The 25,284-nt window shown below is 64.1% G+C and carries 29 protein-coding genes; 9 read left to right on the forward strand and 20 right to left on the reverse strand.

The features are described 5' to 3' along the window. Positions 1 to 458 precede the first annotated feature (458 nt). From JQ567_RS19635 to JQ567_RS19650, 4 genes are all read right to left on the reverse strand, one after another. Positions 459 to 713, reverse strand: coding sequence for a hypothetical protein (locus JQ567_RS19635; RefSeq protein ID WP_192738295.1), 255 nt, complete (start codon positions 711 to 713; stop codon positions 459 to 461). 13 nt (positions 714 to 726) lie between these two features. Further along, on the reverse strand, positions 727 to 984 hold the full coding sequence (locus JQ567_RS19640; RefSeq protein WP_212440348.1) for a hypothetical protein: 258 nt from the start codon (positions 982 to 984) through the stop codon (positions 727 to 729). A 404-nt stretch (positions 985 to 1,388) separates the two neighbouring features. Continuing rightward, positions 1,389 to 1,613 (reverse strand): hypothetical protein, encoded by a 225-nt coding sequence (locus JQ567_RS19645; RefSeq protein WP_212440349.1) that lies wholly within the window; start codon positions 1,611 to 1,613, stop codon positions 1,389 to 1,391. Positions 1,614 to 1,849: 236 nt separating this feature from the next. After that, positions 1,850 to 3,037 carry a DUF2125 domain-containing protein gene (locus tag JQ567_RS19650; protein ID WP_212440350.1) on the reverse strand — a complete coding sequence of 396 codons (1,188 nt, stop codon included), beginning with the start codon at positions 3,035 to 3,037 and terminating at the stop codon, positions 1,850 to 1,852. 193 nt (positions 3,038 to 3,230) lie between these two features. Here JQ567_RS19650 and JQ567_RS19655 point away from each other — a divergent pair, with 193 nt between their 5' ends. Both JQ567_RS19655 and JQ567_RS19660 read left to right on the forward strand, forming a co-directional pair. Further along, entirely contained in the window at positions 3,231 to 3,827 is a 597-nt protein-coding gene (locus JQ567_RS19655; protein ID WP_212440351.1) for a gamma-glutamylcyclotransferase, read from the forward strand. Positions 3,828 to 3,910: 83 nt separating this feature from the next. Further along, complete coding sequence (locus tag JQ567_RS19660; RefSeq protein ID WP_212440352.1) at positions 3,911 to 4,633, forward strand: hypothetical protein; 723 nt, start codon at positions 3,911 to 3,913, stop codon at positions 4,631 to 4,633. A 21-nt stretch (positions 4,634 to 4,654) separates the two neighbouring features. Here the strand turns inward: JQ567_RS19660 and JQ567_RS19665 are convergent, their stop codons facing one another. The 3 genes from JQ567_RS19665 to ftsE form a co-directional block, all read right to left on the reverse strand. Next, a complete protein-coding gene (locus tag JQ567_RS19665; protein WP_212440353.1) occupies positions 4,655 to 5,368 on the reverse strand; it encodes a YdcF family protein in 714 nt (237 codons plus the stop codon). Positions 5,369 to 5,484: 116 nt separating this feature from the next. Further along, positions 5,485 to 6,456 (reverse strand): ABC transporter permease, encoded by a 972-nt coding sequence (locus JQ567_RS19670; protein WP_212440354.1) that lies wholly within the window; start codon positions 6,454 to 6,456, stop codon positions 5,485 to 5,487. After that, complete coding sequence (gene ftsE / locus JQ567_RS19675) at positions 6,449 to 7,108, reverse strand: cell division ATP-binding protein FtsE (RefSeq protein ID WP_192738303.1); 660 nt, start codon at positions 7,106 to 7,108, stop codon at positions 6,449 to 6,451. Before ftsE ends, JQ567_RS19670 begins: the two co-directional genes overlap by 8 nt. Positions 7,109 to 7,312: 204 nt before the next feature. Between ftsE and JQ567_RS19680 the strand changes: the two genes are divergently transcribed. After that, a complete protein-coding gene (locus tag JQ567_RS19680; protein ID WP_212440355.1) occupies positions 7,313 to 8,185 on the forward strand; it encodes an MJ0042-type zinc finger domain-containing protein in 873 nt (290 codons plus the stop codon). Positions 8,186 to 8,224: 39 nt separating this feature from the next. After that, a complete protein-coding gene (locus JQ567_RS19685; protein WP_212440356.1) occupies positions 8,225 to 8,602 on the forward strand; it encodes a response regulator in 378 nt (125 codons plus the stop codon). Between the two features lie 159 nt (positions 8,603 to 8,761). Here JQ567_RS19685 and JQ567_RS19690 read toward each other — a convergent pair whose 3' ends face one another. Further along, the gene (locus JQ567_RS19690; protein WP_212440357.1) at positions 8,762 to 11,410 is read right to left on the reverse strand and encodes a TIGR02302 family protein; all 2,649 of its coding nucleotides are present in this window, start codon (positions 11,408 to 11,410) and stop codon (positions 8,762 to 8,764) included. 167 nt (positions 11,411 to 11,577) lie between these two features. Between JQ567_RS19690 and JQ567_RS19695 the strand changes: the two genes are divergently transcribed. Together JQ567_RS19695 and JQ567_RS19700 are read left to right on the forward strand one after the other, a co-directional pair. Next, positions 11,578 to 11,958, forward strand: coding sequence for a carboxymuconolactone decarboxylase family protein (locus tag JQ567_RS19695; RefSeq protein WP_212392321.1), 381 nt, complete (start codon positions 11,578 to 11,580; stop codon positions 11,956 to 11,958). A 162-nt stretch (positions 11,959 to 12,120) separates the two neighbouring features. Further along, a complete protein-coding gene (locus tag JQ567_RS19700) occupies positions 12,121 to 13,032 on the forward strand; it encodes an NAD(P)-dependent oxidoreductase (RefSeq protein WP_212440358.1) in 912 nt (303 codons plus the stop codon). Positions 13,033 to 13,102: 70 nt separating this feature from the next. Here JQ567_RS19700 and JQ567_RS19705 read toward each other — a convergent pair whose 3' ends face one another. The 4 genes from JQ567_RS19705 to argH all read right to left on the reverse strand — a co-directional run bounded on the left by JQ567_RS19705 (position 13,103) and on the right by argH (position 16,469). After that, positions 13,103 to 13,363, reverse strand: a complete 261-nt coding sequence (locus JQ567_RS19705) for a DUF3551 domain-containing protein (protein ID WP_212440359.1) — start codon at positions 13,361 to 13,363, stop codon at positions 13,103 to 13,105. A 57-nt stretch (positions 13,364 to 13,420) separates the two neighbouring features. Continuing rightward, positions 13,421 to 14,686 (reverse strand): diaminopimelate decarboxylase, encoded by a 1,266-nt coding sequence (lysA, locus tag JQ567_RS19710; protein ID WP_212440360.1) that lies wholly within the window; start codon positions 14,684 to 14,686, stop codon positions 13,421 to 13,423. Positions 14,687 to 14,693: 7 nt separating this feature from the next. Continuing rightward, a complete protein-coding gene (lptM, locus tag JQ567_RS19715) occupies positions 14,694 to 14,966 on the reverse strand; it encodes an LPS translocon maturation chaperone LptM (protein WP_212440361.1) in 273 nt (90 codons plus the stop codon). A gap of 105 nt (positions 14,967 to 15,071) precedes the next feature. After that, positions 15,072 to 16,469: an argininosuccinate lyase gene (argH, locus tag JQ567_RS19720; RefSeq protein ID WP_212440362.1), complete on the reverse strand. Its 1,398-nt coding sequence runs from the start codon at positions 16,467 to 16,469 to the stop codon at positions 15,072 to 15,074. Between the two features lie 140 nt (positions 16,470 to 16,609). Here argH and tlpA point away from each other — a divergent pair, with 140 nt between their 5' ends. Further along, positions 16,610 to 17,287 carry a thiol:disulfide interchange protein TlpA gene (gene tlpA, locus JQ567_RS19725; RefSeq protein ID WP_212440363.1) on the forward strand — a complete coding sequence of 226 codons (678 nt, stop codon included), beginning with the start codon at positions 16,610 to 16,612 and terminating at the stop codon, positions 17,285 to 17,287. Between the two features lie 98 nt (positions 17,288 to 17,385). On the opposite strand, the gene JQ567_RS19730 is transcribed toward tlpA, so the two are convergent. From JQ567_RS19730 to JQ567_RS19755, 6 genes are all read right to left on the reverse strand, one after another. Continuing rightward, complete coding sequence (locus tag JQ567_RS19730) at positions 17,386 to 17,574, reverse strand: hypothetical protein (protein WP_212033028.1); 189 nt, start codon at positions 17,572 to 17,574, stop codon at positions 17,386 to 17,388. A 61-nt stretch (positions 17,575 to 17,635) separates the two neighbouring features. Next, positions 17,636 to 18,517, reverse strand: a complete 882-nt coding sequence (locus JQ567_RS19735) for a 3-hydroxybutyryl-CoA dehydrogenase (protein ID WP_212440364.1) — start codon at positions 18,515 to 18,517, stop codon at positions 17,636 to 17,638. A gap of 187 nt (positions 18,518 to 18,704) precedes the next feature. Further along, entirely contained in the window at positions 18,705 to 19,655 is a 951-nt protein-coding gene (locus tag JQ567_RS19740; RefSeq protein WP_192738319.1) for an electron transfer flavoprotein subunit alpha/FixB family protein, read from the reverse strand. Next, positions 19,655 to 20,404 (reverse strand): electron transfer flavoprotein subunit beta/FixA family protein, encoded by a 750-nt coding sequence (locus JQ567_RS19745; RefSeq protein WP_192738320.1) that lies wholly within the window; start codon positions 20,402 to 20,404, stop codon positions 19,655 to 19,657. The genes JQ567_RS19740 and JQ567_RS19745 overlap by 1 nt, the downstream gene beginning before the upstream one ends. Before the next feature lie 126 nt (positions 20,405 to 20,530). Next, positions 20,531 to 21,103, reverse strand: a complete 573-nt coding sequence (locus JQ567_RS19750; protein WP_212440365.1) for a cob(I)yrinic acid a,c-diamide adenosyltransferase — start codon at positions 21,101 to 21,103, stop codon at positions 20,531 to 20,533. A 23-nt stretch (positions 21,104 to 21,126) separates the two neighbouring features. After that, the gene (locus tag JQ567_RS19755) at positions 21,127 to 21,321 is read right to left on the reverse strand and encodes a twin transmembrane helix small protein (RefSeq protein ID WP_192738322.1); all 195 of its coding nucleotides are present in this window, start codon (positions 21,319 to 21,321) and stop codon (positions 21,127 to 21,129) included. Positions 21,322 to 21,559: 238 nt separating this feature from the next. On the opposite strand from JQ567_RS19755, the gene JQ567_RS19760 reads away from it, so the two are divergent. Further along, the gene (locus JQ567_RS19760; protein ID WP_212440366.1) at positions 21,560 to 22,444 is read left to right on the forward strand and encodes a YihY/virulence factor BrkB family protein; all 885 of its coding nucleotides are present in this window, start codon (positions 21,560 to 21,562) and stop codon (positions 22,442 to 22,444) included. Here the strand turns inward: JQ567_RS19760 and JQ567_RS19765 are convergent. Both JQ567_RS19765 and gluQRS read right to left on the reverse strand, forming a co-directional pair. After that, a complete protein-coding gene (locus tag JQ567_RS19765) occupies positions 22,380 to 23,630 on the reverse strand; it encodes an ATP-binding protein (protein ID WP_212440367.1) in 1,251 nt (416 codons plus the stop codon). The genes JQ567_RS19760 and JQ567_RS19765 overlap by 65 nt on opposite strands. Before the next feature lie 83 nt (positions 23,631 to 23,713). Continuing rightward, entirely contained in the window at positions 23,714 to 24,598 is an 885-nt protein-coding gene (gluQRS, locus tag JQ567_RS19770; RefSeq protein ID WP_212440368.1) for a tRNA glutamyl-Q(34) synthetase GluQRS, read from the reverse strand. A 37-nt stretch (positions 24,599 to 24,635) separates the two neighbouring features. On the opposite strand from gluQRS, the gene JQ567_RS19775 reads away from it, so the two are divergent. Further along, positions 24,636 to 25,283: a DNA-3-methyladenine glycosylase gene (locus JQ567_RS19775; protein ID WP_212440369.1), complete on the forward strand. Its 648-nt coding sequence runs from the start codon at positions 24,636 to 24,638 to the stop codon at positions 25,281 to 25,283. Position 25,284 lies beyond the last annotated feature (1 nt).

The following is a 25,284-nucleotide window of genomic DNA, read 5'->3' on the forward strand; positions in this document are numbered from 1 at the left end:
ACACCAACGCGTTGCGTTGGCGAATTCGAAAAGTCGCACGGCATGGTTACGTTGCATCCCGGCGCTTGACCAACGATGCGGGGCGGGCGTGCTTCTGATGCGGATGAAGAAAAGGCAACGAGTACGGACGCAACAAATACTAGTCTTAACATGACAGGGCTCCGGCATTTGAACCTGCCCTGTGTTCACGTACCCATGATTGTTAGGCGAAAATGCGGTGGCCAACGACCGCTGCTCGGCACTGAGGCCTGGTTAGCCGCCTCAAAAGAACGGCCCCAGCGCGGGGCTGGAGAGCGCTGGGGCCTTCTTGAGCGGCGCGGGGGCGGCCCTCGCGCAGCGCTCGTAAATTACCAAACCACATTTGCTTCTTGAGGGTTGGTCAATATTGACCATCCTGCCTCAAAAGATCCGGAACGGTTTAGCGACCGGCCTGTTCGTAATTTATCCCAAGCCTCCCGTCAGCTTTCACTCGTCAGATGCTTCAGCATCAGGTTGCACGCTTCCTCGGTCTCCTCGAACGTTGCAAAAGGCGATCCACCGATCTTGATCGCCCCGCTGCCCTGATAAAGCGGACGCCATGACGCCACGTAGCCGGGCCGTCCGTGAAAGCCGGGGCCGGCGCGGCTCTCGTGGGTGATTACGAACGAAAAGCCGTCGCTGCTCGCGCTCCAGATTTCCAAGCTATCGACGGCACGGTGGAATCGCAGGGCCATCAGCAGTCGTTCACTAGCCATCTTTCATCAAAGCTCGCCGCCACATGAAATCTCTAGCCAGGGACCACAGCACTTCAGCCTCGGGGTCTTCATCCGGCAGGACAAAATCGAAGCCCGCTGGACCGGGATCAGGTATTGAGAGCGCGTCGCTTTCTGCCTGGTGATGAATTTTCAGCAGCGACAGCTCCCATTCATACGCTCTCACCGAGCAGCCTGTTAGTGGGCTTTGATCACCCAAGATTCCCATTGCTCGTGAGGGGCGCTGCGTCATCTGCTCCTCCTGCGGACAACCTCTCTTGTGGTAGTTCCGGACTTGCAGTTTGCGATGCTGCTAGAGCCGCTTGGCGGCCGATCACGGGCCATACCTCTCCCTGGACTCGATTGCGGAAGCTGCCTTAGCCGAGCACCAAAGTGCTTCCAAGCGCAACATTCCCTCGGGGGTAAAGCACTCCTTTCACGGAGTACTCCGTTTGCGCCAGGCAGATCACTTGCGCGATATATGCCCAAGGCGATTAATGACGCGAGGTCATTTTTTGCCAACTCGATCCCGATGCAAACCCGGGGGCCGCGTCATTAAAAAAGCGACGCCCGCTCATGACGTCGCGCCGAAGGCAGTCGCGAAAGCGAGACTGCTGAATCGAAAACGATTCGACAGTCTCGCCTTGCGCAATCAGCTCAAAAGATTGCGCTGATGCAATATCCGATGCCGCCGAGGAGCGCGCCGCCAATGGCGCCCGGCACCGCGCCGATGCCGCCGACCGCCGCACCGCCTAGGCCGCCGGTCACGCCGCCGGCGCCCATCGCGACGCCCAGTTCCTTCCAGAAGCCGCCGGCCGCAGCGTCGAGTTCATCGATCGAAAGCTCATGATTGACTGCATCGTTCTTCGTAACGTTCGTCATTCCAGTTCTCCATCCATCTGTTGAGGTGCGGGATCATCCCGCAACCACCGTCAGGATGTCCGAACGGTTCAGCGATCGCCGTGACGCGAGTCACGCATCGCGAATCTCACCGCGATGATTGAAGATTGTTCCAGAGGAGGAACCATTCGATCGAAAATCGGACGCGCAAGCACGCGCGCCTCGGATGGACGCTGGTGTTCACTCGGGGGATGACGACGGAGATGGGCAAAGCGGAATCAAAACAGCGGCGGGATCTGCCCCACCTTCAGGGGCCCCAGGAACACCGCGCCGTCGACGAAGCGCAGCGGGAAGCTGCGGGCCTTCTTGCCTTCAAGCTCGGCTGCGGTGCCGAGCGAATTGATGCCGACGGCGACGCCGACATTGGTGTTCTGCTTGACGACCTTGCCAAGACCCGGAATAGCCTTGTCGAGCGCGCCGAACAGATTGGTGAGGTCCTGGCTCTTGACGCCGGGCGCCACGCGATCGAGCGTGGCCTGCGGCACGCCCTGCTCCAGCATTTTGTCGATACCCAGCGCCGGGATCACCCGCTCCAGACCCGCCACCGTCATCTGCAGCTCGCCCTCGATCTGCCCCTGCGCGTTGAGGCCCAGCGTCCCCGCGGCCACGGCGACCAGCTCGCCCTGCTGAATCCGCGAGCGCACGATCTCGACCTTGCCGCCCGCGGCCTGCATTTCGCGGAAGCGCTCGGGCCACGGCTTTGGCGAGAAATCCTTCAGGCCGCTGAGCTTGGTCTGCACATCTGATTCGAATGGCGTCGCCAGCAGCGGATGCAATTCCTGAATGCTGCCTCCTGATATCTGCAGCGCGGTCTGGATCACCGGATCTGCAATCGATGATCCCTCCGCAAGCCTGCCGTGCAGTTCAACGCGGTTGGCGCGCGCCAGCGGCGTCTGCACCGGTCCGTTGACGCGCTCGATCGAGGCATTGTCGAACACGATCGAGGCGCGCTCCGGAACGGCCGGCAGCCCCGCCACGCTGCTGCGGCCAACGCTCCAGTTCACCTTCAGCGACGGCGGCTGGCCGCGATCGGCAATCGTCGCCGGCGCCTTGAATTCGGCGATCAAGAGTTTCGGCTGGTAGATCGAGGCGATCACCATGATCTCTCCGAGCCGCGCCGTGAACGGCGCGCCCGCGCCCGCCGTTTGCGACACCAGCGTCACGCTGGCGTCCTCGCAACGGACTTCGAGGCGGAACGGATAGCCCGCGACCGAGCGCTTGCCGCAATCATAGATCCGGCCGGCTTTCGCTTCCTGCGCGCGCCACGCATCGGCGCGCACGCCGACCTCGGACGCCGCATAGAACCAGAAACCGCTCCAGGCGATGGCTGCGACCACCAGCAGTGCGGGCAAGATAAAAAGGCGCCAAAGCGGGCGCCGGCGCGGCGCAGGGGTGATGTCGGGCATGCGGCGACCTTTGGCTCATGATTTTGTCAAATGTAAGCGAGTAGAGACCCGGGCAAAAGCCGCTGAATTCGCTTCGCTTTGCCGGCTCCTTCTGGTAGCCGTTCCTCGTTTGGACGCGTTTTCTTTACGCGAACCGGTCCCCCACCCCCGGATCAGGTCCGAGGGCATGCTTCGCTCGAAAACGCTTGTGCCGATGTCCGCAATGACCCTGCAAGATTCGGAATTCTCGAGCGGCGACCTCTGGGTGTTCGGCTATGGCTCGCTGATGTGGCGGCCGGGCTTCGAATTCGTCGAACGGGTGCCGGCCCGGCTGATCGGCGAGCATCGCGCGCTCTGCGTCTATTCCTTTGTCCATCGCGGCACCCCCGAAAAGCCCGGCCTGGTGCTCGGGCTCGATCGCGGCGGCGCCTGCCGCGGCATCGCATTCCGGGTCGCGGAGCAGAACCGCGCCGCCACCATCGCCTACTTACGCGAGCGCGAGCAGGTCACCTCGGTCTACCGCGAGGTGAAGCGCTCGGTGTGGCTGGAAAACGAGGCGCGGCAGCGCGTCAGCGCGCTGGCCTATGTGGTCGATCGCGGCCATGTGCAGTACGCCGGAAGGCTGTCGCTGGCGGACCAGTTGCGTCACGTGCTGCAGGGTCACGGCCAGTCCGGCGTCAACCGCGACTATGTGCTGGCGACGGTGAAGGCGATCGAGGCCGAAGGTTTTCGCGATACCCAATTGCACCAGCTGGCACTGATGCTGCACGATTCGCACCCGGTCTTGCACCGGAAAACGCCTGCGGAATAGGCGTTTGCGGCATTTTCGCCACCCTGCTTCGATGAGGTGGAAAACGGGGTGACGCAAATGGCGTTCTGGGCTAGGTGTCCCGTATGGGCACGACATCACGCCGTTTCGATGGCTTCTTCAAAAGCGAATTCAGGGTCAACGAAGCCGTCGGACGCAGCGTCAGCTACGTCCGGGACGGCAAGCTATTGGGTGGCAATTCGGGGTTCGCACACATCGGGACCTACCGTTTCGACGGCGACGCGATCGCCGTCGAGGTGACCAGCCGCCGGCACAATTTCGGCGCCGATCATCAATCGCTGCTCGGCTCCGATATTTCGACCATCGCGGTCACCGGACGGGCGGTTGGAAACGCGTTTTGCTTTGAGGGCGGCTCGCCGCAAATGCCCGACGCGACGTTTCGATCCGTGATGACGCCGCTCGACGAGAGCGAACTCGCAGCACCCGGCGCGATCGGCGAAGGCGGCATTTCCAACGGGCTCTACTCGATTCACCTCAAAATCCTGGACGGCTTGCCCGGCGGCTTGACCGGCGTCATGCTGCTGAACAACGGCCGCATCGTCGGCGGCGATGCCTTCTTCTATTATCTCGGGTCGTATTCATCATCGAACGGCCGCTGGAAGGGCCAGATGGTCAATCAGGAACACACGCCGGCGCGGGGTGAAGACCCTGTCTTTGGCGGGCATGAAATCGGAATCGGGTTTTCCGGGACATGCGATGCGGAGGGCGGCACCCTCGAGGGTACCGCGCTGGCGGGCAAGCGAAGCATCCGGTTCGAAGCCGAGTTGAAACTGATCTGCGCGGCCTAGATAGAGCGCAGGCAACGACCATCAATTGGCTTGCGCGGTCGCTGGCCGGCGCGGCGCCGTCGAACCGGCCGGCTGATCGTCGGGCAAAACTTCGATGCCGATATCGGCGAGCCGCACCCGCACCTCCGCCGCGACATATTTGGCATATTCCGACAGCAGCAGGCGGAAGGTCGCACCTGAGGTCCACCATGGCTCGTCGCGCCATTTTTCGCCGACCACCGCAAACGGGATCAGCGCGATGTCCGGCATCGCATGCGACAATTCGACGATCGCCCGCGGCATATGGTAGTTCGAAGTCACCACGATCAGCGATTTGAAACCGCGGTCCTTGACCCAGCGCCGCGTCTCCGCCGCGTTGCTTCGCGTATTCACGGCCGAGCGGTCGAGATCGACGCAGCAGCGCAGCAGCGAATGATTGTCGGGCAGCGTGCGGGAAATGTCGCTGGCGGCGTTGGTCGGGTGCACGCCCGAAATCAAGAGCCGCTTGCCATAGCCGCCGGCCAGCAATTCCATCGCATCCGACACCCGCGACGAGCCGCCGGTCAGCACCACGATGCCGTCGGCATTGCGGGCCGGCTTGATTTCGACGCCGCGCAATTGCGACAGGAAGCCGATGAAGCCCACCGCCGCGCCGACGAAGCCGAGCGCCAGTGTGGCGACGATGGTCGCACGCAGCCACCCTCGCGGCCGCACGGCCGGCGCATTCGGCGACGTATCGTCGGGTTGCACACGCATGCAGTTCTTGCTGTCCTCTCCGCTCGCAATTCTAGAAGTTTTTTGGGCGAAGTGGAGTCTGGTCCGGTGCCCTCCCCCGGATCAAGTCCCCGGCCATTGCTTCGCTCGAAAACGCTTCAATCAATGTCGTCCAGCGTCGCGAACAGCGTCCGCCGCGAGGCCCAGGCCGTGATCGCCGCGATCAGCACCGCTTGCGCCGCCAGCGCCAGATAGCCGGACGGACGCAGCGAAAACGTGCCCAGCAGCGCGGCAAATTGATCGCCGACCGGCGTGCCCGAGAACCAGCTCGCGATCGATTCCGAGAAACCAAAACCCAGCATTGCAGCGCCGCCGCCGATCAACCCGCCCTCGAGGCCGAGCCTGAGGAAATGCCGCAGGAAGCGGTTGGCGATGTAGCTGTCGCCGGCGCCGACGAAATGCAGCACCTCGACGATCGGGCGGTTCGCCGCCATCGCGCCACGCGTCGCAAACGACACCGAAATGATGGTCGCCACGATCACCAGAGCCAGGATGCCGATGCCGGCGAATACCGTCGCCCCGGTCATCGAGCGCATGCGCTCGATCCAGGCGCGGTGATCGTCGACGCTGGCGGAGGGCGCTGCCTGCAACACCCGCGCGCGCAAGGCGGCGAGGTCGGGCGTGGTGCCGGGCTGCACCCTTGCTACGATGACGCGCGGCACCGGCAGTTGCTCGATCGACAGCCCGGTGCCGAGCCACGGCTCCAGCAATCTGGCCGACTCGTCCTTGGTGAAGGGCCGGACCTCGACGATGCCGGCCTGCGCCCGCATCGCCTCGACGGCCGCGATCGCATCGCGGTCAAGATCGCGGCCTGCCGAGGGGCGCACCTGGATGGTGATTTCGCTGGCGACCTCCGATTGCCACTCCGCCGCCGACGCGCTTACCAGCAGCACGGTGCCGGTGGTGATCGAGGCGAGGAACGTCATGATCGCGACCACCGCGACCAGCGCGCGGCCGGAGATCGAGGCGCGCGGCACGATCGGCGACATGTTGCGCGCCCGCGCCGGGACCTGCGGGCGTTCGTGCCCGAGATCGACCAGCGGACCATGCTCGTCACCGGATCTATTCATAGATATGCAGCCGTCCCTGATGCAGCACCAGACGCCGTGCCTCGTATTGATCCATCAGCGTGATGTCGTGGGTCGCGATGATCACGGCGGTGCCCGACTTGTTGAGCTCGATGAACAGCCGCAACAACCGCCGGCCCAGCGTCGGGTCGACGCTGCCGGTCGGCTCGTCCGCGAGCAATAATTGCGGCCGCGAGATCACCGCGCGCGCGATCGCCGCGCGCTGTTTTTCACCGCCGGACAGGATCGGCGGCAGCGCATCCATGCGCTCGCCGAGCCCGACCCATTTCAACAGATCGATCACTTCGCGCCGGTAGCTGGATTCATCCCGCCCCATGACGCGGAACGGCAGCGCCACGTTCTCATAAGTCGTCATGTGATCGAGCAGGCGGAAATCCTGCAGCACGATGCCGATGCGTTTGCGCAAATCCGCAATCTGGTCCTTGCCGAGCAGCGAGACGTCGTGGCCGAACAGATTGACCAGACCGCGCGTCGGCCGCATCGACAGGAATAACAGCCGCAGCAGCGAGGTCTTGCCGGCGCCCGACGGGCCGGTGAGGAACTGGAAGGAATGGGCCGGGATCAGGAACGACAGGTCGCGCAAAATCTCCGGGCCGAGCCCGTAGCGCAATCCAACATTTTCGAACCGAACCAAGCTCAGCTCCGCTCGAGATGGGCCTCGGCTTCTGCCTCGGCCTCGACGTTTGCCTGGGCCTTGACCGGAAACCAGTACCCTTGGGCTCGCAGCCCCAGGTTTTGGGCGCGAACCGGACAAAACGGTTGTGCGACCGTTATGGTTTCCGATTCGTTAACGGTCGCTAGGTAGCATCGGCCCAAAGACACTGTGGAAACGGGCTCCATGCACATCGTCTGCCCCCATTGTACAACATCCTACGCGATCAAGCTGGCCACCCTGGGTGCCGGCCGTACCGTCCGTTGTTCCCGCTGCAAGGAAACCTGGCTGGCGCGCCCCGAGGACGCGGTCGAGATCGCACCTGCCGTGCCGGCGATGGCGGAAGCCAGCCAGGGAACCGGAAATGCCGAGGCGGACGCGGCCGCCGAGTGGGAGGCCATGGCCCGCCAGGAAGAGGCCCAGGAGGCCCCCGTGGTCGACAGCCCGTCGATTTCGGCCGATTGGCCCGCCGAGGGCGAAGGTTCCCGGGGAAATGAAGCCGACTGGCCGTCGGTCGCCCAGCAGGATGCCGAGGCGCATCAGGAGGCGGTTTCCACCCACCGCTCGCGGCTGGCCAAGCTGTTCCGGCTGCCCAGATTGCCGTCCATTCGCCTGCCGTCCATCAGCGCTCCCGTCGCCTGCGCCGCGATGGGCGCACTGGTCGTGGCGCTGATGTTCTGGCGCACCGACGTGGTGCGGCTGCTGCCGCAGACCGCGACGTTCTACAAGATGGTCGGGCTTGAGGTGAATTTGCGCGGGCTGTCGTTCAAGGACATCAAGATCACCAACGAGACCGTCGACGGCAAGCCGGTGCTTGTCATCGAAGGCATGATCGTCGGCGAGACCAGGAAGCCGGTCGAATTGCCGCGGCTGCGCTTTAGCGTTCGCGACGAACAGGGCGCGGAGATCTATGCCTGGAACGCAGTACTGGAGCAGCCGGTGCTGAAGCCGGGCGAACGGGCCTATTTCAAGTCGCGGCTGGCGTCGCCGCCGCCCGAAGGCCGCAATATTGATGTACGCTTCTTCAACAAGCGGGATCTGGCCGCCGGCCGCGCGTAAAATTGGCCGGAACGTCCCGCTCGCAAATGAGCTGTTGCCATGCCGCGTGTATTGATTGCCGACGACGAAGACTCGATGCGCTCCCTGGTGGCGCGCGCCATCGCCATGGACGGCCATGACACCGTCACCGCCGAGGACGGCGCCGAGGCGCTTGATATCCTGACGCGCGAAAAGGGTGCGTTCGACCTGCTGCTCACCGACATTCAGATGCCCGTGATGGACGGGATCGCGCTGGCGCTGGCGGCGGCGCGCGATTTCCCCAACCTGAAAATCCTGCTGATGACCGGCTTTGCCGATCAGCGCGAACGCGCCTCCGGCCTCAATGCGATCGTGCATGACGTGGTGACAAAGCCGTTTTCGGTGGCCGATATCCGCACCGCGGTCGCCGATGCGCTGGCGGCAAGGAAGGGCGGCTAACTTCTATAGAGCCTCGAAGGCGCCACCACCCCAACTCGTCATACCCCGCGAAAGCGGGGTACCCAGTACGCCGCGGCCTCTCGATTTGAATACTGACGTCTCTGGAATACTGGGTCGCCCGGTCAAGCCGGGCGACGACAGTTGTGAGGATGTCGAAACTCAATAATCCTTCAGCAGCCGCTCGATGTAATCGAGTTCGATCTGCGGGCGGGCCGGATCGGCGAGGCGCCGGCGCAGTTCTTCCAGAATGCGGCGCACGCGTTGGACGTCGATCTCGCCGGGGATCTTCACCGAATAATCGTCGTTGAACTCGTTGTTGCGCATCGGCCGCCCGAGCGGATCGGTATTCCGTTGCGCGCCCTGCTGCCGGCCGTTCGGATTGCCCGGGCCGTCGCCCGCCGGGTCGCCGTCGCCCTGCTGCATCGCTTCAGCCAGGCTCTGCGCGCCCTTGCGCAGCGCATCCAGCGCGCGGCCTTGCGAATCCACCGCGCCGTCGGCGTTGCCTTCGCCGAGCCGACCGGAGGCGTCACCCATCGCGCCATCGGCCTGCTCCAGCCCGTCCTCGCCGTCGCCCTGGTCGCCGCCGGGCTGGCCTTGCTGACCCTGCTGACCCTTTTCGCCGCGCTGGCCTTTCTCGCCGCGCTGGCTCGGACCCATACCGCGCTTGGCGAGTTCTTCCTGCAATTTCTTCAAGCGGTCGCGCAGGCCCTGCTGGTCCTGCTGCAGGTCGCCCATGCTCTGCTCGCCCTGCTTGCCGCGCATGCGATCGCGCCGCGAATCCTGGCCCTGCTTGTAGGTCTTGTCGCGCAATTGCTGCTGCTTGCGGATCATGTCGCCGAGCTCGTTCAGCGCCTGCTCCATGTCGTTGTCGCCGCCCTGGCCGGGCTGCGCCATCTGCAGGTTTTCCAGCATCTGCTGCAGCTGCTCCAGCAATTGCTTTGCCGCATCCTTGTCGCCGGAGCGTGACAGCCGCTCCATCCGGTCGAGCATGCTCTTGAGATCCTGCTGGCTCAGCATCTTGGTATTGGGATCGAGCGGCCGCGCCAGTTGCTGCGGATTGTTCTTGAGCTGTTCGGCGAGCTGGCGCAGGAAATTATCCAGCGCGGCGCGCAGATTGTCGGTGAGCTTCTTGATCTCCTCGTCGCTGGCCCCGCGCTCCAGCGCCTGCTTCAGCGCCTCCTGTGCCGCGCGCAACGCCTTATCGACATCGGTGATGTTGCCGTCCTCGATCGTGACCGCGAGCGACCACAGGCTCGCCACCACCTCGCGCATGGCGTCGTCGGTGCGCGCCGCCTCGAGCTGGCGCGAGACGCTGTAGAGGCCGAGATAATGGCCGGCTTCCGGCGTAAACAATTCCGGCGCGATCATCAGCGCGGCAAGCGCGGCATAGACCTGGCCATTCTGGTTGGCGTCCAGCGCCAGGATGCGGCGCTGCTCGATCAGCGCGCGCGCCAGCGGCTTGGTGAACAGCCGCTCCGGCAGCCGCATGTTGAACGGCTCGCTGCGGCCTTCATTGCCGGCCTCGTCCTTGGCCGTCAGCGTCAGCGTGACGTCGGCGCCGGCATAGGGATCCTCGCTAAGATCCTTGACGGTCTGGCCGACACCATTGCGGGTGCGTGCGTTCGGCAGGGCCAGCGGAAACTGCGGCGCCGGGAACAGCGGGCGCGCCTCGGCAGTTTTTTCGGCAGTCTTTTCGGCGGCCTTGTCTCCGCCTTTGGCGCCCTTTGCCGGTTCCTTGCCGATTTCCTTGACTGCTTCCTTGCCGGGATCGGCCGGCCGGGCCGCGAACGAGGCGCGCGCTTCGGTAACGCCGTAATCATCCTCGAGCTTGTAGGACATCTGCAGCGAGCCGCGGGCCTGGCGCTCGGGATCCTTCGCCAGCGAAATGGTCGGGGCACGGTCGGGCGTCGCGGCGAACCGCCATTGCGGCTGGCCGGCCGGTGCGCGGACATGGGCGGTGCCGTCGCCGGCGATCTTGAAATGGCGCTCGTTGGTGCCCTTCGGCGCCTGTTCGCTGGGCGCGACCTCGCTGACGCCGCCACCCACCACGACATCGATCGAGCCGCCGCTGGAGCGCACCAGCAGCGTGCTGCCGGCCGGAACCGCCAGCGGCCCGCTATTGGGTCCAGCGTCCTTGCTCGCGGCGGAAAGAATGATAGGCGGCTTGCTGGTGTAGACCGGTGGCGTCACCCAGGCATCGACCCGGATATTGGCCGGCGCCAGCACGCCGTTCCAGTCGAACGCCGCGGCGATGCGCATCGTGCGTTCGTCACCGGCGGCAAAATAGGCCGCCACCGCCATCACCATGACCAGCGCACGCAGCGCCCAGGGATCGTGGATCGGCAGCCGCGGCGACGGCAGACCGGCGCGGATCCGCTTGATCGAGGCCAGCGTCCGCTCGCGCTGCTCCTTCCAGAGGGCCAGCGCGATCGGATCCTTGCTTGCCAGCGTGTCGGTGAGCGCGGTCGCCGGGCGATGGCGGATGCCGGTACCGCGGTCGAGCCGGCTCAGGCTCTCCTCACGGGTCGGCCAGCGATAGCGCAAAATCGGGTACAACGCGCCGAGCGCCAGGCCTGCGAACAAGGCGATGCCGACGACACGGGCGACAAACGGCAGCGCCAGCCACAATCCGGCCCAGGACGCCACCAGAAACAGTCCGACGACGGTCAACAGCCGGGCCAGAATCGGCCACCCGCGCTCCCACGCGATCGCATATTGGGCCCGCTGCAGGGCCTGCGTCAGTTGAAGCCGCGCGACCGCATCAGGCTCGCGCGCTGGCTCCGTGGGGTCAGGGTTGGCGCCGTTCAATAAACTCTCCGGGTTGCCGACAAATCAGCCTAGCACAGCGGCGGCAATGAGGCACCCGTTTCCAAGGCCAACCCACACCCGGAAATACGCATAACACGAAGGCGTGACTGCGGGGCTTCGACCCCCTAACGTCCGCCCGACCCCGCAAAAATACCGAAGGAAACGTCATGGACAAGAAGACCTACGACAAGGGCCTGGAAGTGCGCAAAGCCGTGCTCGGCGAGGCCTATGTCAACAACGCCCTGAAGAACGTCGACGATTTCAACCGTCCGTTCCAGGAACTCCTGACTGAATATTGCTGGGGCGCGGTGTGGGGCCGCGAGGAACTGCCGCGCAAGACCCGCAGCATGCTCAACCTCGCCATGATCTCGATCCTGAACCGGCCGCATGAATTGCGCACCCACATCAAGGGCGCGCTGACCAACGGCGTGACCAAAGACGAGATCCGCGAAATCTTCATGCAGGTCGCGATCTATGCCGGCGCGCCCGCCGGCGTCGACAGCTTTCGCATCGCGCGCGAAGTGTTCGCGGAAATGGACAAGGCTTAGAACCGACCAACAATCCAACAAGAATTTTCTGTCATTGCGAGCGAAGCGAAGCAATCCACCTCGCCGCACCAAGAAAGAATGGATTGCTTCTGCGGAGCCTGTCATCGGGCGCGCATTCGCGCGACCCGGTGGCTCGCAATGACGAGATAGGGGAATACCACCATGGAAATCGGATTCATCGGCCTCGGCAAGATGGGCTTCCCGATGGCGCGCCGCCTGATCGAGGCAGGCCACCAGCTCACCGTGTTCGATACGCGCAAGGAAGCCACCGACAAGCTTGTGGCGCTCGGCGCGCAAGTGGCGTCATCGCCAAAGGATATCGCCGATCGCTGCGAGACGGTGCTGGCGAGCCTGCCGTCGCTGCAGGCCTCGCTCGACGTCGCAACCGGCACCGGCGGCGTGATCGACGGCAAGCGCGTCAAGCGCTTCGTCGACCTCTCCACCGTCGGCTCGCAAATGGCAACGCGGATTCACCGCCTCCTGGCCGCGAAGAACATCGTGCAGATAGACTCTCCCGTCAGCGGCGGTGTCGGCGGCGCGGAAAAAGGCACGCTCGCCGTGATGGTGTCGGGCCCGCGCGCCGATTGCGACATGTTGAAGCCCGCGCTCGGTGTCATCGGCAAGGTGTTCTTCATTGGCGAAAAACCGGGCTCCGCGCAGACCATGAAGCTCGCCAATAATTTCCTGTCAGCCACCGCGATGGTGGCGACGTCGGAAGCGGTCGTGATGGGCGTCAAATCGGGACTTGATCCGGCCGTGATGGTCGACGTGATCAATGCCGGTTCGGGAATGAATACCGCCAGCCGCGACAAGTTTCCGCGCGCGGTGCTGCCGCGGACGTTCGACTTCGGCTTCGCCACCGGACTGATGGTGAAAGACGTGCGGCTCGCGCTGGACGAGATGAAATCGCTGGGGCTGTCGATGGAAGTCGCTGAAGCGGTCGGGCGTCTGTGGGAAGTCGTGATCCGCGATCAGGGCGCGGAGTCGGATTTCACCGAGGCGATCAAGCCGATCGAAAAGGCCGCGGGTGTCGTGGTGGGCGGGGCAAAGGGCGGCAGCCACGCGGCGAAGTAGCGCGGTGCAACTCCCCGGTGGACCGCTTGCCGGCCGACCCAGTCGTCGGGCCGGCCCCTCTCAATAGACTCTAATAGCCTTGGCGATAACGCCGGCCGCTGCCTTCCGGCCGCCCTGCGTAATACGGATTCTCGATACACTGGGCGGGAAGGCCCAGTGCGGTCGCGTTGCACTGCTCCAGCGAGGTATAGGCGCATTCGATACGTTCGCCACCGAAATTCTGGATCTGCTTGATGCAGACTGGATACCTCGGATTATAGGTCTGGGCGCGCGCCGGCGACGTCGCCGAAACCACCGCCATCGTCAAGACAGCCAAAGCCAGAATGCGCATCGGAAACTCCTTTGAAATCGGCACAATGTCAGCGCGCGCTGACAAATATGCCTTGGGTCACAGCCAAGGCGCCTGCCGGTCCATCGCGATCAGTTCGTCGACCTCGATGCGCGGACGCACCACGGCGTATTGATTGTCCTTGACCAGCACTTCCGGCACCAGCGCGCGGGTGTTGTAGAAACCGGACTGCACCGCGCCATAGGCGCCGGCGGTCATGATCGCCAGGAGATCGCCGGCCTTGGGCTCGGGAAGCTGGCGGTCGAGCGCCAAATAATCGCCGGTTTCGCAGACCGGCCCGACCACGTCGGCGGTAATCGTCGGGGTGCCTGCCGCAGCTTCGCGGACCGGCAGGATGTCGTGATGGGCTTCATACAGCGTGGGGCGGATCAGATCGTTCATCGCGGCATCGATGACGACGAAATTCTTGGCGTCGCCTGGCTTCACATAGATCACGCGCGCAACGAGGATGCCGGCATTGCCGACGATCATCCGGCCCGGCTCGAACATCAGCGTGCAGCCGAGATTATGCGTCACCCGCTTGACCATCGCGGCATAGGCTGACGGCAGCGGCGGCGCTTCGCGGTCCATGTGATAGGGAATGCCGAGCCCGCCGCCGAAATCGATATGCGAGATGTTGTGGCCGTCGGCACGCAAGGTCCGCACGAAGTCGGAGAGAATCCGGAACGCGGTCTCCATGCGGCTCAGATCCGTGATCTGGCTGCCGATATGCATGTCGGTGCCGGTGACCTCGATCCCGGGCAGCCTTGCGGCACGGGCGTAGACCTCGCGGGCGCGCGCAATCGGCACGCCGAATTTGTTCTCGGATTTCCCGGTAGCGATCTTGGCGTGGGTGCCGGCATCGACGTCGGGATTGACGCGCACCGAAATCCGCGCGGTCCGGCCCATTTCGACCGCGAGCCGGGACAACAATTCCAGTTCAGGCTCGGATTCGACGTTGATGCAGAGGATATCCGCCGCCAGTGCCGCGCGAAGTTCGGCCTCGGTCTTGCCGACGCCGGAAAACAGGATCTTGTTTGCGGGTATTCCCGCCGCCAGCGCCCGCTTCAACTCGCCGCCGGAAACCACGTCGGCGCCGGCGCCGAGTTTCGCCAAGGTGCGCAGCACCGACTGGTTGGAATTGGCCTTCATGGCGTAGCAGACCAGCGTCTTCTCGCCGGCGAAGGCCTCGGTGAATACCCGGTAGTGGCGCTCCAGCGTCGCGGTCGAATAGCAATAGAACGGCGTTCCCACGGCATCCGCGAGATCGGAAAGATTGACCGCCTCGGCGTGGAGCACGCCGTTGCGATAGTCGAAGTGGTTCATGGTGCGCTCAGTTACCCAGCAGCGGGTCGAGTATGAACGGTTTCTTCTTGCCTCTAGCCGCCTCCGGCTGGGCGTCAGACCCGAAGCCCGGATTGTAAACGCCCGGCTGGGCCGCGCGCTCGGCCTCCGAATCGGTGGCCGCGGATTGCGACGACGCATTCGAGGCGTTCGGCGGCAGATCGAGGCCGCCCTTGCGGCCGCAGCCGCCAAGCGCAAGCGCAGTCACGCTCAGCAGGATGATGGCCCATCCTGACGATGTCGGCCGGTAGTTACGATTCACGACGAAAATCCCCAATACGCGGGCCGCACCATACAAAGATTGGCTTGCTCTGGCGAGACCTGACAACCCCGAGATAACCATGGAATTGCAGCGAAATTTTTGGCCTCAGCCCAATTTTCGCTCTTTTTCCAGCCGCTTCAGCCAGGACTTGGCCTGGGCCGTCACATTCTTCGGCGCGGTGCCGCCATAGCTGGTGCGGCTTTTGACGGACGCTTCCACCGACAATACCCGCAGCGCCTCTGCCGTAATCTTCGACTCGACCTCCTGCATCGCCTTCAGCGGCAGTTCGTGCAGTGCCACGCCCTGTTTCGACGCCAGGCCGACGATGCGCCCGGTGACGTGATGGGCGTCGCGGAACGGCATTTTCAGCGTCCGCACCAGCCAGTCGGCGAGATCGGTGGCGGTGGCATAGCCCTCGCCCGCGGCCGCCTTCATCCTGTTCTCGTCGGGCACGAGGTCGGCAACCATGCCGGTCATCGCCCGGATCGCGAGCGACAACGCGGCGAACGCTTCCATCGCGCCCTGCTTGTCCTCCTGCATGTCCTTTTGATAGGCGAGCGGCAGCCCCTTCATCACGATCAAGAGCGCCGTCAGCGCGCCGATTACCCGCCCGGTCTTGGCGCGCACCAGTTCGGCCGCATCGGGGTTGCGCTTTTGCGGCATGATCGAGGATCCGGTGGTGAACTTGTCGCTCAGCCTGATGAGGCCGACCAGCGGCGAGGTCCAGATCACGATCTCCTCGGCGAAGCGCGACATATGCACCGCCGCGATCGACGCCGCCGACAGGGTTTCCAGCACGAAGTCGCGGTCCGATACCGCGTCGAGCGAATTGGCCATCGGCCGGTCGAAACCCAGGGCCTTGGCGGTGGCATGGCGGTCGATCGGAAACGAGGTGCCGGCGAGTGCGGCCGCACCGAGCGGCGATTCGTTCAGCCGCTTGCGCGCATCGGCAAAGCGGCCGCGGTCGCGTGCGGCCATCTCGACATAGGCCAAGAGATGATGCCCGAGGGTCACGGGCTGGGCGGTCTGCAGATGGGTGAAGCCCGGCATCACGGTGCCGGCATGTTCCAGCGCCCGCTCTACCAGGACATATTGGAACGCGGCCAGCGCCGCGTCTAGCTCATCGATCGTGTCGCGCACATACAGACGAAAGTCGGTCGCGACCTGGTCGTTGCGCGATCGCGCGGTGTGCAGCCGGCCGGCGGCGGGCCCGATCAGATCGGTCAACCGGCTCTCGACGTTCATATGGATGTCTTCGAGCGCGCGCTTGAAATCGAACGAGCCTTTTTCGATTTCTGACAGAATCGTGTCTAGACCTTTGCCGATATTTTTCGCATCACCGGCCGTGATAATGCCCTGCGCGGCGAGCATCGCGGCGTGGGCCTTGGACGCGGCGATGTCCTGGGAATACATGTGACGATCGACGTCGATGGAGACGTTGATTTCCTCCATGATCGCATCGGGACGCTCGGTGAACCGGCCGCCCCACATCTTGTTGCTCATGACTTCTCGCTCACGACTTCTTATTCAGGTGCTGGCTATTCAGGTCTGGCCTTTATCGTCGAAACCGGCGAAACGCCGTGCCGGTTTCGGCCGTAACATGAGCACTGCATAGCCGTATCTGATACAGGATGACAAACGATATGCCCGAAACGCCTACCCCTCGCCCGGCCGCCACGCGCCGGATCCCCATCGCCATCGGCGCGGTCCTGATTGGGGCTGCGATCGGCTTTGCCGGGGTCTACGGGTTCGGCGGCTTCAAGCGCGGCTCGGGCGGCGATGCCGCCTGTGCGGGGGCGGTCGAACTGGCGCGCAAGATCGGGCCTTTGGCGCATGGCGAGGTCGCCGCGCTGACCATGGCCACCAGCCCGCTCAGGCTGCCCGACCTCGCGTTTTGGGATGCCGAGGGCAAGCCCCGAAAACTCTCGGACTGGCGTGGCAAGACCGTGCTGGTCAATCTGTGGGCCACCTGGTGCGTGCCCTGCCGGAAAGAGATGCCGGCGCTCGACAGCCTGCAGACCAAGCTCGGCGGCAAGGATTTCGAGGTGGTCGCGATCAACATCGACACCCGCGATCCCGAAAAGCCCAAAAACTTCCTGAAGGAGGCCAATCTGACCAAATTGGCCTATTTCAGCGACACGAAAGCCAAGGTTTTTCAAGATCTTAAGGGCATAGGCAAGGCGCTGGGGATGCCGACCTCGGTGCTGGTGGACGGCCAGGGCTGCGAAATCGCCAATCTGGCCGGTCCCGCCGAATGGGCCAGCGACGACGCGATTGCGCTGATCAAGGCGGCGGTGAAGCCGGCGGCGGCGGGGTCCTAAAGCGTTTTCGAGCGAAGTGGATACCGGTTCGCATAGCAATCAAGTTTACGCAGATTGCGTAGACTTATCTGCGTAGAAAACGCGTCTAAGCAAGGGTTTTAGGCGATCGCGTTCAGATTGCCGCCAACGCCCGGCGCCAGGTTGGCCGTCGAGGGGGTGCCGAGCAGGGTCTGGACCGCGAATTTCTCGGCGTCGTTGTTCTGTTTGATGATCGAGGTCTGAATCTGCTGCTGCAGACCGCCCGCCTGCATGGCGAGCATGCTCGAGACCATAGCCATCATGTCCATACGCACGACTCCCGAAACGCCGGGAGACCCTAGCGGAGGCTGGTTAACGAGAAATTGAGGCTCAGCGCGTCGGCACCGGCTTGTCGCCGCGGTAGTCGTAGAATCCGCGCTGGGTCTTGCGGCCGAGCCAGCCGGCTTCGACATATTTCACCAAGAGCGGACACGGCCGGTACTTCGAATCCGCCAGCCCCTCATGCAGCACCTGCATGATCGACAGGCAGGTATCGAGGCCGATGAAATCGGCCAGCTCGAGCGGGCCCATCGGATGGTGGGCGCCAAGCTTCATCGCCGCATCGATCGCCTCGACATTGCCGACGCCTTCATACAGCGTGTAGATCGCCTCGTTGATCATCGGCAGCAGGATGCGGTTGACGATGAAGGCCGGGAAATCCTCGGACACCGCGACCTGCTTGCCGACCTTGGTGACAAAGGCCTTGGCGGTGTCGAAGGTCTCGTCATCGGTGGCGATGCCGCGGATCAGCTCGACCAGTTCCATCGCCGGCACCGGATTCATGAAATGAATGCCGATGAATTTTTCGGGGCGGTCGGTCGAGGCCGCGAGCCGCGTGATCGAGATCGACGAGGAGTTGGTGGCGACGATAGCTTCCGGCTTCAGCACCGCGCAGACCTCGTGGAAGATCTTGCGCTTGATCTCTTCCTTTTCGACCGCGGTTTCGATCACGAGGTCGCAGTCCGCCAACCCATCGATGGTTTCGGTCGAGGTGATACGGTCCAACGCCTGCTTGCGGGCGTCCTCGGTGATCATCTTTTTCACGACCTGGCGCGACAGGTTGCCGTTGATGGTCGCCATCGCCGATTTCAGCCGGTCGGCGGACACGTCGTTGAGCACCACGTCCAGGCCGGCCAGCGCCGCCACATGGGCGATGCCATGGCCCATCTGGCCCGAGCCGATCACGCCGACCTTCTTGATTGTCACCGCCATCTTGTCATCCACCCGAACGGCACGCATATCGCGCCAGTTCATCCCGTTAGGCCCCGGTCCGAACCGAGGCTTAAACCTGTTCTCGACGCGTTTTCTTCAAGCGAACCCGGTAGCCACTTCGCTTGAAAACGCTGCCCTAGTTTAACACCGGCCGGAGCTTACGCGTCCGGCCGCTGTTTGACTGCCTTTATTTTCCGAGCTTGCCGAGCGCCTCGGTCAACTCCGGAACCGCCTGGTACAAATCCGCGACCAGGCCGTAATCGGCGACCTGGAAAATCGGCGCGTCCTCATCCTTGTTGATCGCAACGATCACCTTGGAATCCTTCATGCCGGCGAGATGCTGGATCGCGCCGGAAATGCCGATCGCGACATAGAGCTCCGGCGCCACCACCTTGCCGGTCTGGCCGACCTGCCAGTCGTTCGGCGCATAGCCGGCATCGACGGCGGCGCGCGAGGCGCCGACGCCGGCCCCGAGCTTGTCGGCGAGCGGTTCGATATATTTGGCAAAATTCTCGCGGCTCTGCATGGCACGGCCGCCGGAGACGATGATTTTTGCGGACGTCAGTTCGGGGCGGTCGCTTTTGGCGACTTCCTCACCGACGAAGGTGGAGAGGCCCGGATCGGCCGCGGAGGCAGCGTTCTCGATCGCAGCGCTGCCGCCGTCACCGGCCGCGGCGAAGGTCGAGGTCCGTACCGTGATGACCTTCTTGGCGTCCTTGGACTTCACGGTCTGGATCGCGTTGCCGGCATAGATCGGCCGCTCGAACGTGTCTGATGAGACCACCTTGATGATTTCGGACACCTGCATCACGTCGAGCAAAGCTGCGACGCGCGGCATCACGTTCTTGAAGCGCGAAGTCGCGGGCGCGACGAAGGCGTCATAGGACGGCGCCAACGCCACGATCAGCGCCGCCAGCGGCTCGGCAAGGTCATGGGCGTAGGCGTCGCCCTCGGCAACGAGCACCTTGGTGACGCCGGCGAGCTTCGCCGCCGCCTCGGCCGCCGCCTTGGTGCCCTGGCCGCCACCGGCGACCAGCACGTGAACCTCGGCACCCAGCTGGGTGGCCGCGGTCAGCGCCTTGTTGGTGGAGTCCTTGAGGGCCTCGTGGTCGTGTTCAGCAATCAACAGCGTGGTCATCAGAGAACCCCGGCTTCGGTCTTGAGCTTCGAAATCAGTTCGGCGACGTCCTTGACCTTGACGCCTCCCTTGCGGCCGGGCGGTTCGGTGGTTTTCAGCACTTCGAGATGCGGCGTGAGATCGACGCTGTAGTCGGCCGCGCTCTTGTCGGCGATCGGCTTCTTCTTCGCCTTCATGATGTTGGGTAGCGAGGCGTAGCGCGGCTCATTGAGCCGCAGATCGGTGGTGACGATGGCCGGCCCCTTCAGCTTCAGGGTCTGCAGGCCGCCGTCGACTTCGCGCGTCACTTTGAAATCAGAGCCGTCGACTTCGAGCTTGGAGGCAAAGGTCGCCTGCGACCAGCCGAGAAGTGCGGCCAGCATCTGGCCGGTCTGGTTCGAGTCGTCGTCGATCGCCTGCTTGCCGAGGATGACGAGGCCGGGCTTCTCTTCGTCGACGATGGCTTTGAGAATCTTGGCGACCGCCAGCGGTTCGACATTGCCTTCGGCCTTGACCAGGATGCCGCGGTCGGCGCCCATCGCCAGACCCGTGCGGATGGTCTCCGAAGCCTGTGCGGGCCCGATCGATACCACCACCACTTCGGTCGCCTTGCCGGCTTCCTTGAGCCGCAGCGCTTCCTCGACGGCGATTTCGTCGAACGGATTCATCGACATCTTCACGTTGGCGAGTTCCACGCCCGTTCCGTCGCTCTTGACGCGGACCTTGACGTTGTAATCGACCACCCGTTTTACCGGCACAAGAACCTTCATCGATCCTCTTTCGCTTGAATTCTGGGGTTTGGTGAGCTTTCTATTAGCTTGGGCGCGGAACCTAAAGGTCCCGCTATCGGCGGTCAACGCGCGAAAGCCAAAAATCGCCCCCTTCAGACGACCACTTTAGCGGTTCTGGCCGGGCACCCACAACACGTCCCCGGCGCCATTATCGTTCATGGCGCGGCTGGCGACGAACAGGAAATCCGACAGGCGGTTCATATATTGTATGGCAGGTTCGCTGACCGGCTCTTCCGGCCGGGCCGCCAGTTCCACCATGATCCGTTCCGCTCTGCGACATATGGTGCGAGCGAGATGCAGGTATGCCGCAGCGGGGGTGCCGCCGGGCAGCACAAAGGAGGTCAGGGGCGCCAGATGGGCGTTGAGCGTATCGATATCGCGCTCGAGCCGCTCGACCTGGCTGGACAGCATGCGCAGCCGCTCCGCCTTGCCGTCGCGCTGGGGCACCGCGAGATCGGCGCCGAGATCGAACAGGTCGTTCTGGATCGGGCCCAGCATCGCATCGAGTTCGCGCGCCTGCGCCAGATGCAGCCGCACCACGCCGATCGCGGCGTTGGTCTCGTCCACGGTTCCATAGGCGCTGACGCGCAGATCATATTTCGGGCGGCGTTCACCGCTGCCGAGCGCGGTAGTGCCGTCATCGCCGGTCCGCGTGTAGATTCGATTAAGCACGACCATTGGCGGATCCCCTCTTACTTGCCCTATTTGCCCATCGCCCAGACCACGGCCATCGTGATGACGATGGCGATGAATTGCAGCAACACCCGCAGCCGCATCAGATTCTGCGAGCGACTGGGCGAGCCGCCCCGCATCATGTTGATGAGGCCCAATAACAGCACGATCGCAACGGCAGCGACCGCGATCGGCAGAACAATCGAACCAAAAAAGGATGCCATCGGCGCTACATAACACCGCGCCGGGCCGGCCGCTATACGTTCACCGAGCCTGCACAGATGCCTGATCGATCTGGCTTTTAGCCCAATAATATCAGATTCTTGTTTTGACGCGTTTTCTATCGCAGATAAGTCTACGCAATCTGCGTAAACTTGATTGCTATGCGAACCGGTACCCACTTCGCTTGAAAACGCTCTAGTATCTCGAATCGAACCGTCAACCGCCAGGCCAGGGTGGCATGTGAGGCAGGTCAAATACGTCTATCACGTCGTGGTGGATGCCTTTTACGAGTTCCTCATCGACGATGGCTGGGCGATCGCCAGCCATATCGCGCTGTCGACGTTGATGGCGCTGTTTCCGTTCCTGATCGTGCTGACGTCGCTGGCCGCTTTTGTCGGGTCCAAGGAACTCGCCGACCAGGCGGTCGGGCTGCTGCTGCAGGTCTGGCCGCAACAGGTCGCCGATTCGCTTTCAGGCGAAATCCATGACGTGCTGACCACGACCCGCGGCGACCTCTTGACCATCGGCGCGGTGCTGGCGGTGTATTTCGCCTCGAACGGCGTCGAGGCGCTGCGGGTGGCGCTCAACCGCGCCTATTCCGTGATCGAGCCGCGCAGCTGGTACTGGCTGCGGCTGGAGTCGATCGGCTACACGCTGGTCGCCGCCTTCACGGCGCTGGCGATGGCGTTCCTGATCGTGCTGTTTCCCCTGATGCTGGAGGCGGCACGGCGCCACATTCCATTTTTCGTCGAGACCAACGAGCACTTCCTCAACGTCACCCGCTACAGCATCACGATTGGCGCGCTGATCGTGGCGCTGTTCATCCTGCACGCCTGGCTGCCGGCGGGACGCAGGGGGTTTCTGCAGATCCTGCCCGGCATCATCTTCACCATGGTGGCGTCGCTGGTATCGGGCATCGTGTTCGGCCAGTATCTGGCGCGCTTCGCCAATAATTACGTGACGATGTATGCGGGCCTCGCATCTGTCATCATCGCGCTGGTGTTTTTGTATTTCCTCGCCGCGATCTTCGTCTATGGCGGCGAACTCAACGCGGCGATCATCAAGTCGCGGCTGCCGCGCGGCGTGTCGCTTCAAGCAGCGCAGTCGCTAGCGCACGTGGACTGACGGGCTTGACCAGGAAGGCGTCGGCCCCCGCGGCGCGCGAGGCCGCCTCGTCCTCGCCGCGCCCCGACACGCAGATGATGGCGATGCGGCCGAGCGGCGGATCGAGCGCCCGAATGCGCCGGATCGCCTCGATGCCGTCGATGCCCGGCAGCACCATGTCCATCAGCACCGCGTCGAAACTGCCCTGCGCGATCCGCTCCGGCGCGGCCTCGCCCTGGCCGATGAACTCGGTCTGGTGGCCGAGTTCGGTCAGGATGGCGTTAAGCACGACGCGGCCGAACGGATTGTCCTCGACGCTGAGCAGGTGCAAGGACCGCAGCGCCCCGGTCGACGGCTCGCCGTCGGCCCCCGTCATGATCGTAATCGGGCCCTTGGCCGGCGACATCACGACGCTGAGCGTGAAGGTGGTGCCGCCGCCGCGCCGTTGCGTCACCACGATGTCGCCGCCCATGGCGCGCGCGAGTTGCTTGACCGACGACAGCCCAAGCCCGGTGCCGCCGAACTTTGAGGCGATCGAGACATTGGCCTGCGAGAACGGGCGGAACAGGCGCTTGATCTCGCCGAGCGTGAGGCCGATGCCGCTGTCGGAGACCGCAAAGGCGACGCCGATCTTGCCCCTGGGCGCGCGCAGCGGCGACACAACAAGCGTGACGCTGCCCTGTTCGGTGAATTTCACCGCATTGTCGATCAGGTTCTCCAGCGCCGCCCGCAGCCGTACGGGATCGCCGACGGCGAATGCCGGCAGCTTTTCGGAAATCTCGACCGACGACTGCAGACCCTTGGCCGCCGCCCGCCCGGTCAGCGAATCGCCGGCGTTGCGCGCCAGCGTGCGCAGATCGAAGAAATCGTGGCGCACGGTGAGCCCGGGACCGCTGCTGCGCGCGGCATCGACGAACAAGGTCGCAAGGCTCGCCAGATGTTCCGCGCCGGCCTTGATGGTATCGACCCAGCGCCGTTCGCGCTCGTCGAGGTCGGAGGTGGCCAACAGATTGCTGATCGCCAGAATGCCGGTCAGCGGCGTGCGCACCTCGTGTGCAAAGGCCGCCAATGCCACTTCGACCACGCCGGGCCCGGCCGCCGCTTTCCGCGGGCCGCGTTTCTTCACGCCAACGCGCGATACGCGCTTCTTCTTCGGCTGCCTCCTGGTCAGCCGTGTTGTACGCCGTGAACGCGGTGATGCCGCCATGATCCCCTGACCCATCCTGGAACCAAGCATGGCATGCCACGGCAGCCGGAGTCACGATGGCCTTTTGGGGCAACCCTCAGTAATTACGGAAGTCCGACCAGACGGCGGATGTCGGCCGGCGTGGCGCCCTGCCCACGCAATTCGCGCAAGGCGGTGGCCTTGGTCGACTTCGACAGTTTCTGTCCGGTGTCGTCGAGGACCAGCCGGTGATGCCGGTAGGCCGGTTGCGGAATACCGAGCAGCGATTGCAGCAGCCGATGCACGCTGGTCGACCAGAACAGGTCCAGACCGCGCACCACGTCGGTGACGCCCTGCAGGGCGTCGTCGATCACAACCGACAGATGATAGCTGGTCGGCGTCTCCTTGCGCGCCAGGATGACGTCGCCCCAGGCTTCCGGCCGGGCGGCCACGAGGCCGGTTTCGCCGCCAGCGCCCTCGCCGTGCTCGATCCAGGCGAGATCTGGCGCTTGTGCCATGGCCGCCGCCATATCGAGCCGCAACGCGTAAGGCAGGTCCTGTTCGATCAATCGCCGCCGCGCCGGCGCGGAAAACGACTTCGCGGCGCCCGGATAGAGCGGCGCGCCATCGGGATCACGCGGCCAGGACGCTCCGGTTTTCGCGGCGGACTCCCGTTCGGCCACCAGACGGGCGATTTCCGCGCGGCTCTCGAAGGCGGGATAGATCAGGCCGCGGCCTGACAGTTCTTCCATCGCTTCGCGAAAGTCGGAAAGATGTTCGGATTGCCGCCGCACCGGCGCCTCCCAGCCAATGCCGAGCCATTCGAGGTCTTGATAGATCGCGGCCTCGAATTCCGGCCGGCACCGCGTCGCGTCGATATCCTCGATGCGGAGCAGAAATCTTCCACCGCTCGCGCGCGCCAGCTCGAAATTCAACAACGCCGAAAAAGCGTGGCCGAGATGGAGGTAGCCATTGGGGCTTGGCGCAAATCGGAACACAGGTGACGGCATTGATCTCTTTCGCGGGACATGATGGTTTTAACGGGCAATGACCATTCACCTCAACTCCCAGGCCGACCTCGAAGACGCGATTGCGGCCCTCGTCGTACAGGACAAGCGGCTCAAACCGATTCTCGAACTCACGGGCATGCCGGCGCTGCGCCAGCGCGAGCCGGGCTTTGCCGGGCTGGCGCATATCGTGTGCGGTCAGCAACTCTCCACCGCCAGCGCCGGGGCGATCTGGGGACGCCTCACCGCCGCGTTCGATCCGTTCGATCCCGAGCCCATCCGCAAGGCGCGCGCCGAGCGCCTCGGACGGCTCGGCCTGTCGGCGGCCAAGATCAAGACGCTGAAGAACATCGCGCGCGAACTGGCCGCGGAGCGATTGAACCTCGACGTGCTGGCGGAAGAGGACGCCGACGCCGCGCACCATACGTTGACCGCGCTGCATGGCATCGGCCCGTGGACCGCCGACGTCTATCTGCTGTTCTGCCTCGGCCATGGCGATGCCTGGCCGGCCGGCGATATCGCGATCCAGGAAGCGATCAAAATCGGGCTCGGCCTGCAGACGCGCCCGACCGCCAAGCAAATGGCGCCGCTGGCGGAGCCATGGCGTCCCCTGCGCGGGGCGGCGGCGCATCTGTGGTGGAGCTATTACCGCGTCGTGAAGAATCGCGAGGGCGTGCTCGCGAAGTAGT

This window comes from Bradyrhizobium sp. AUGA SZCCT0431 (genome assembly GCF_018131065.1).
Lineage (GTDB): Bacteria > Pseudomonadota > Alphaproteobacteria > Rhizobiales > Xanthobacteraceae > Bradyrhizobium.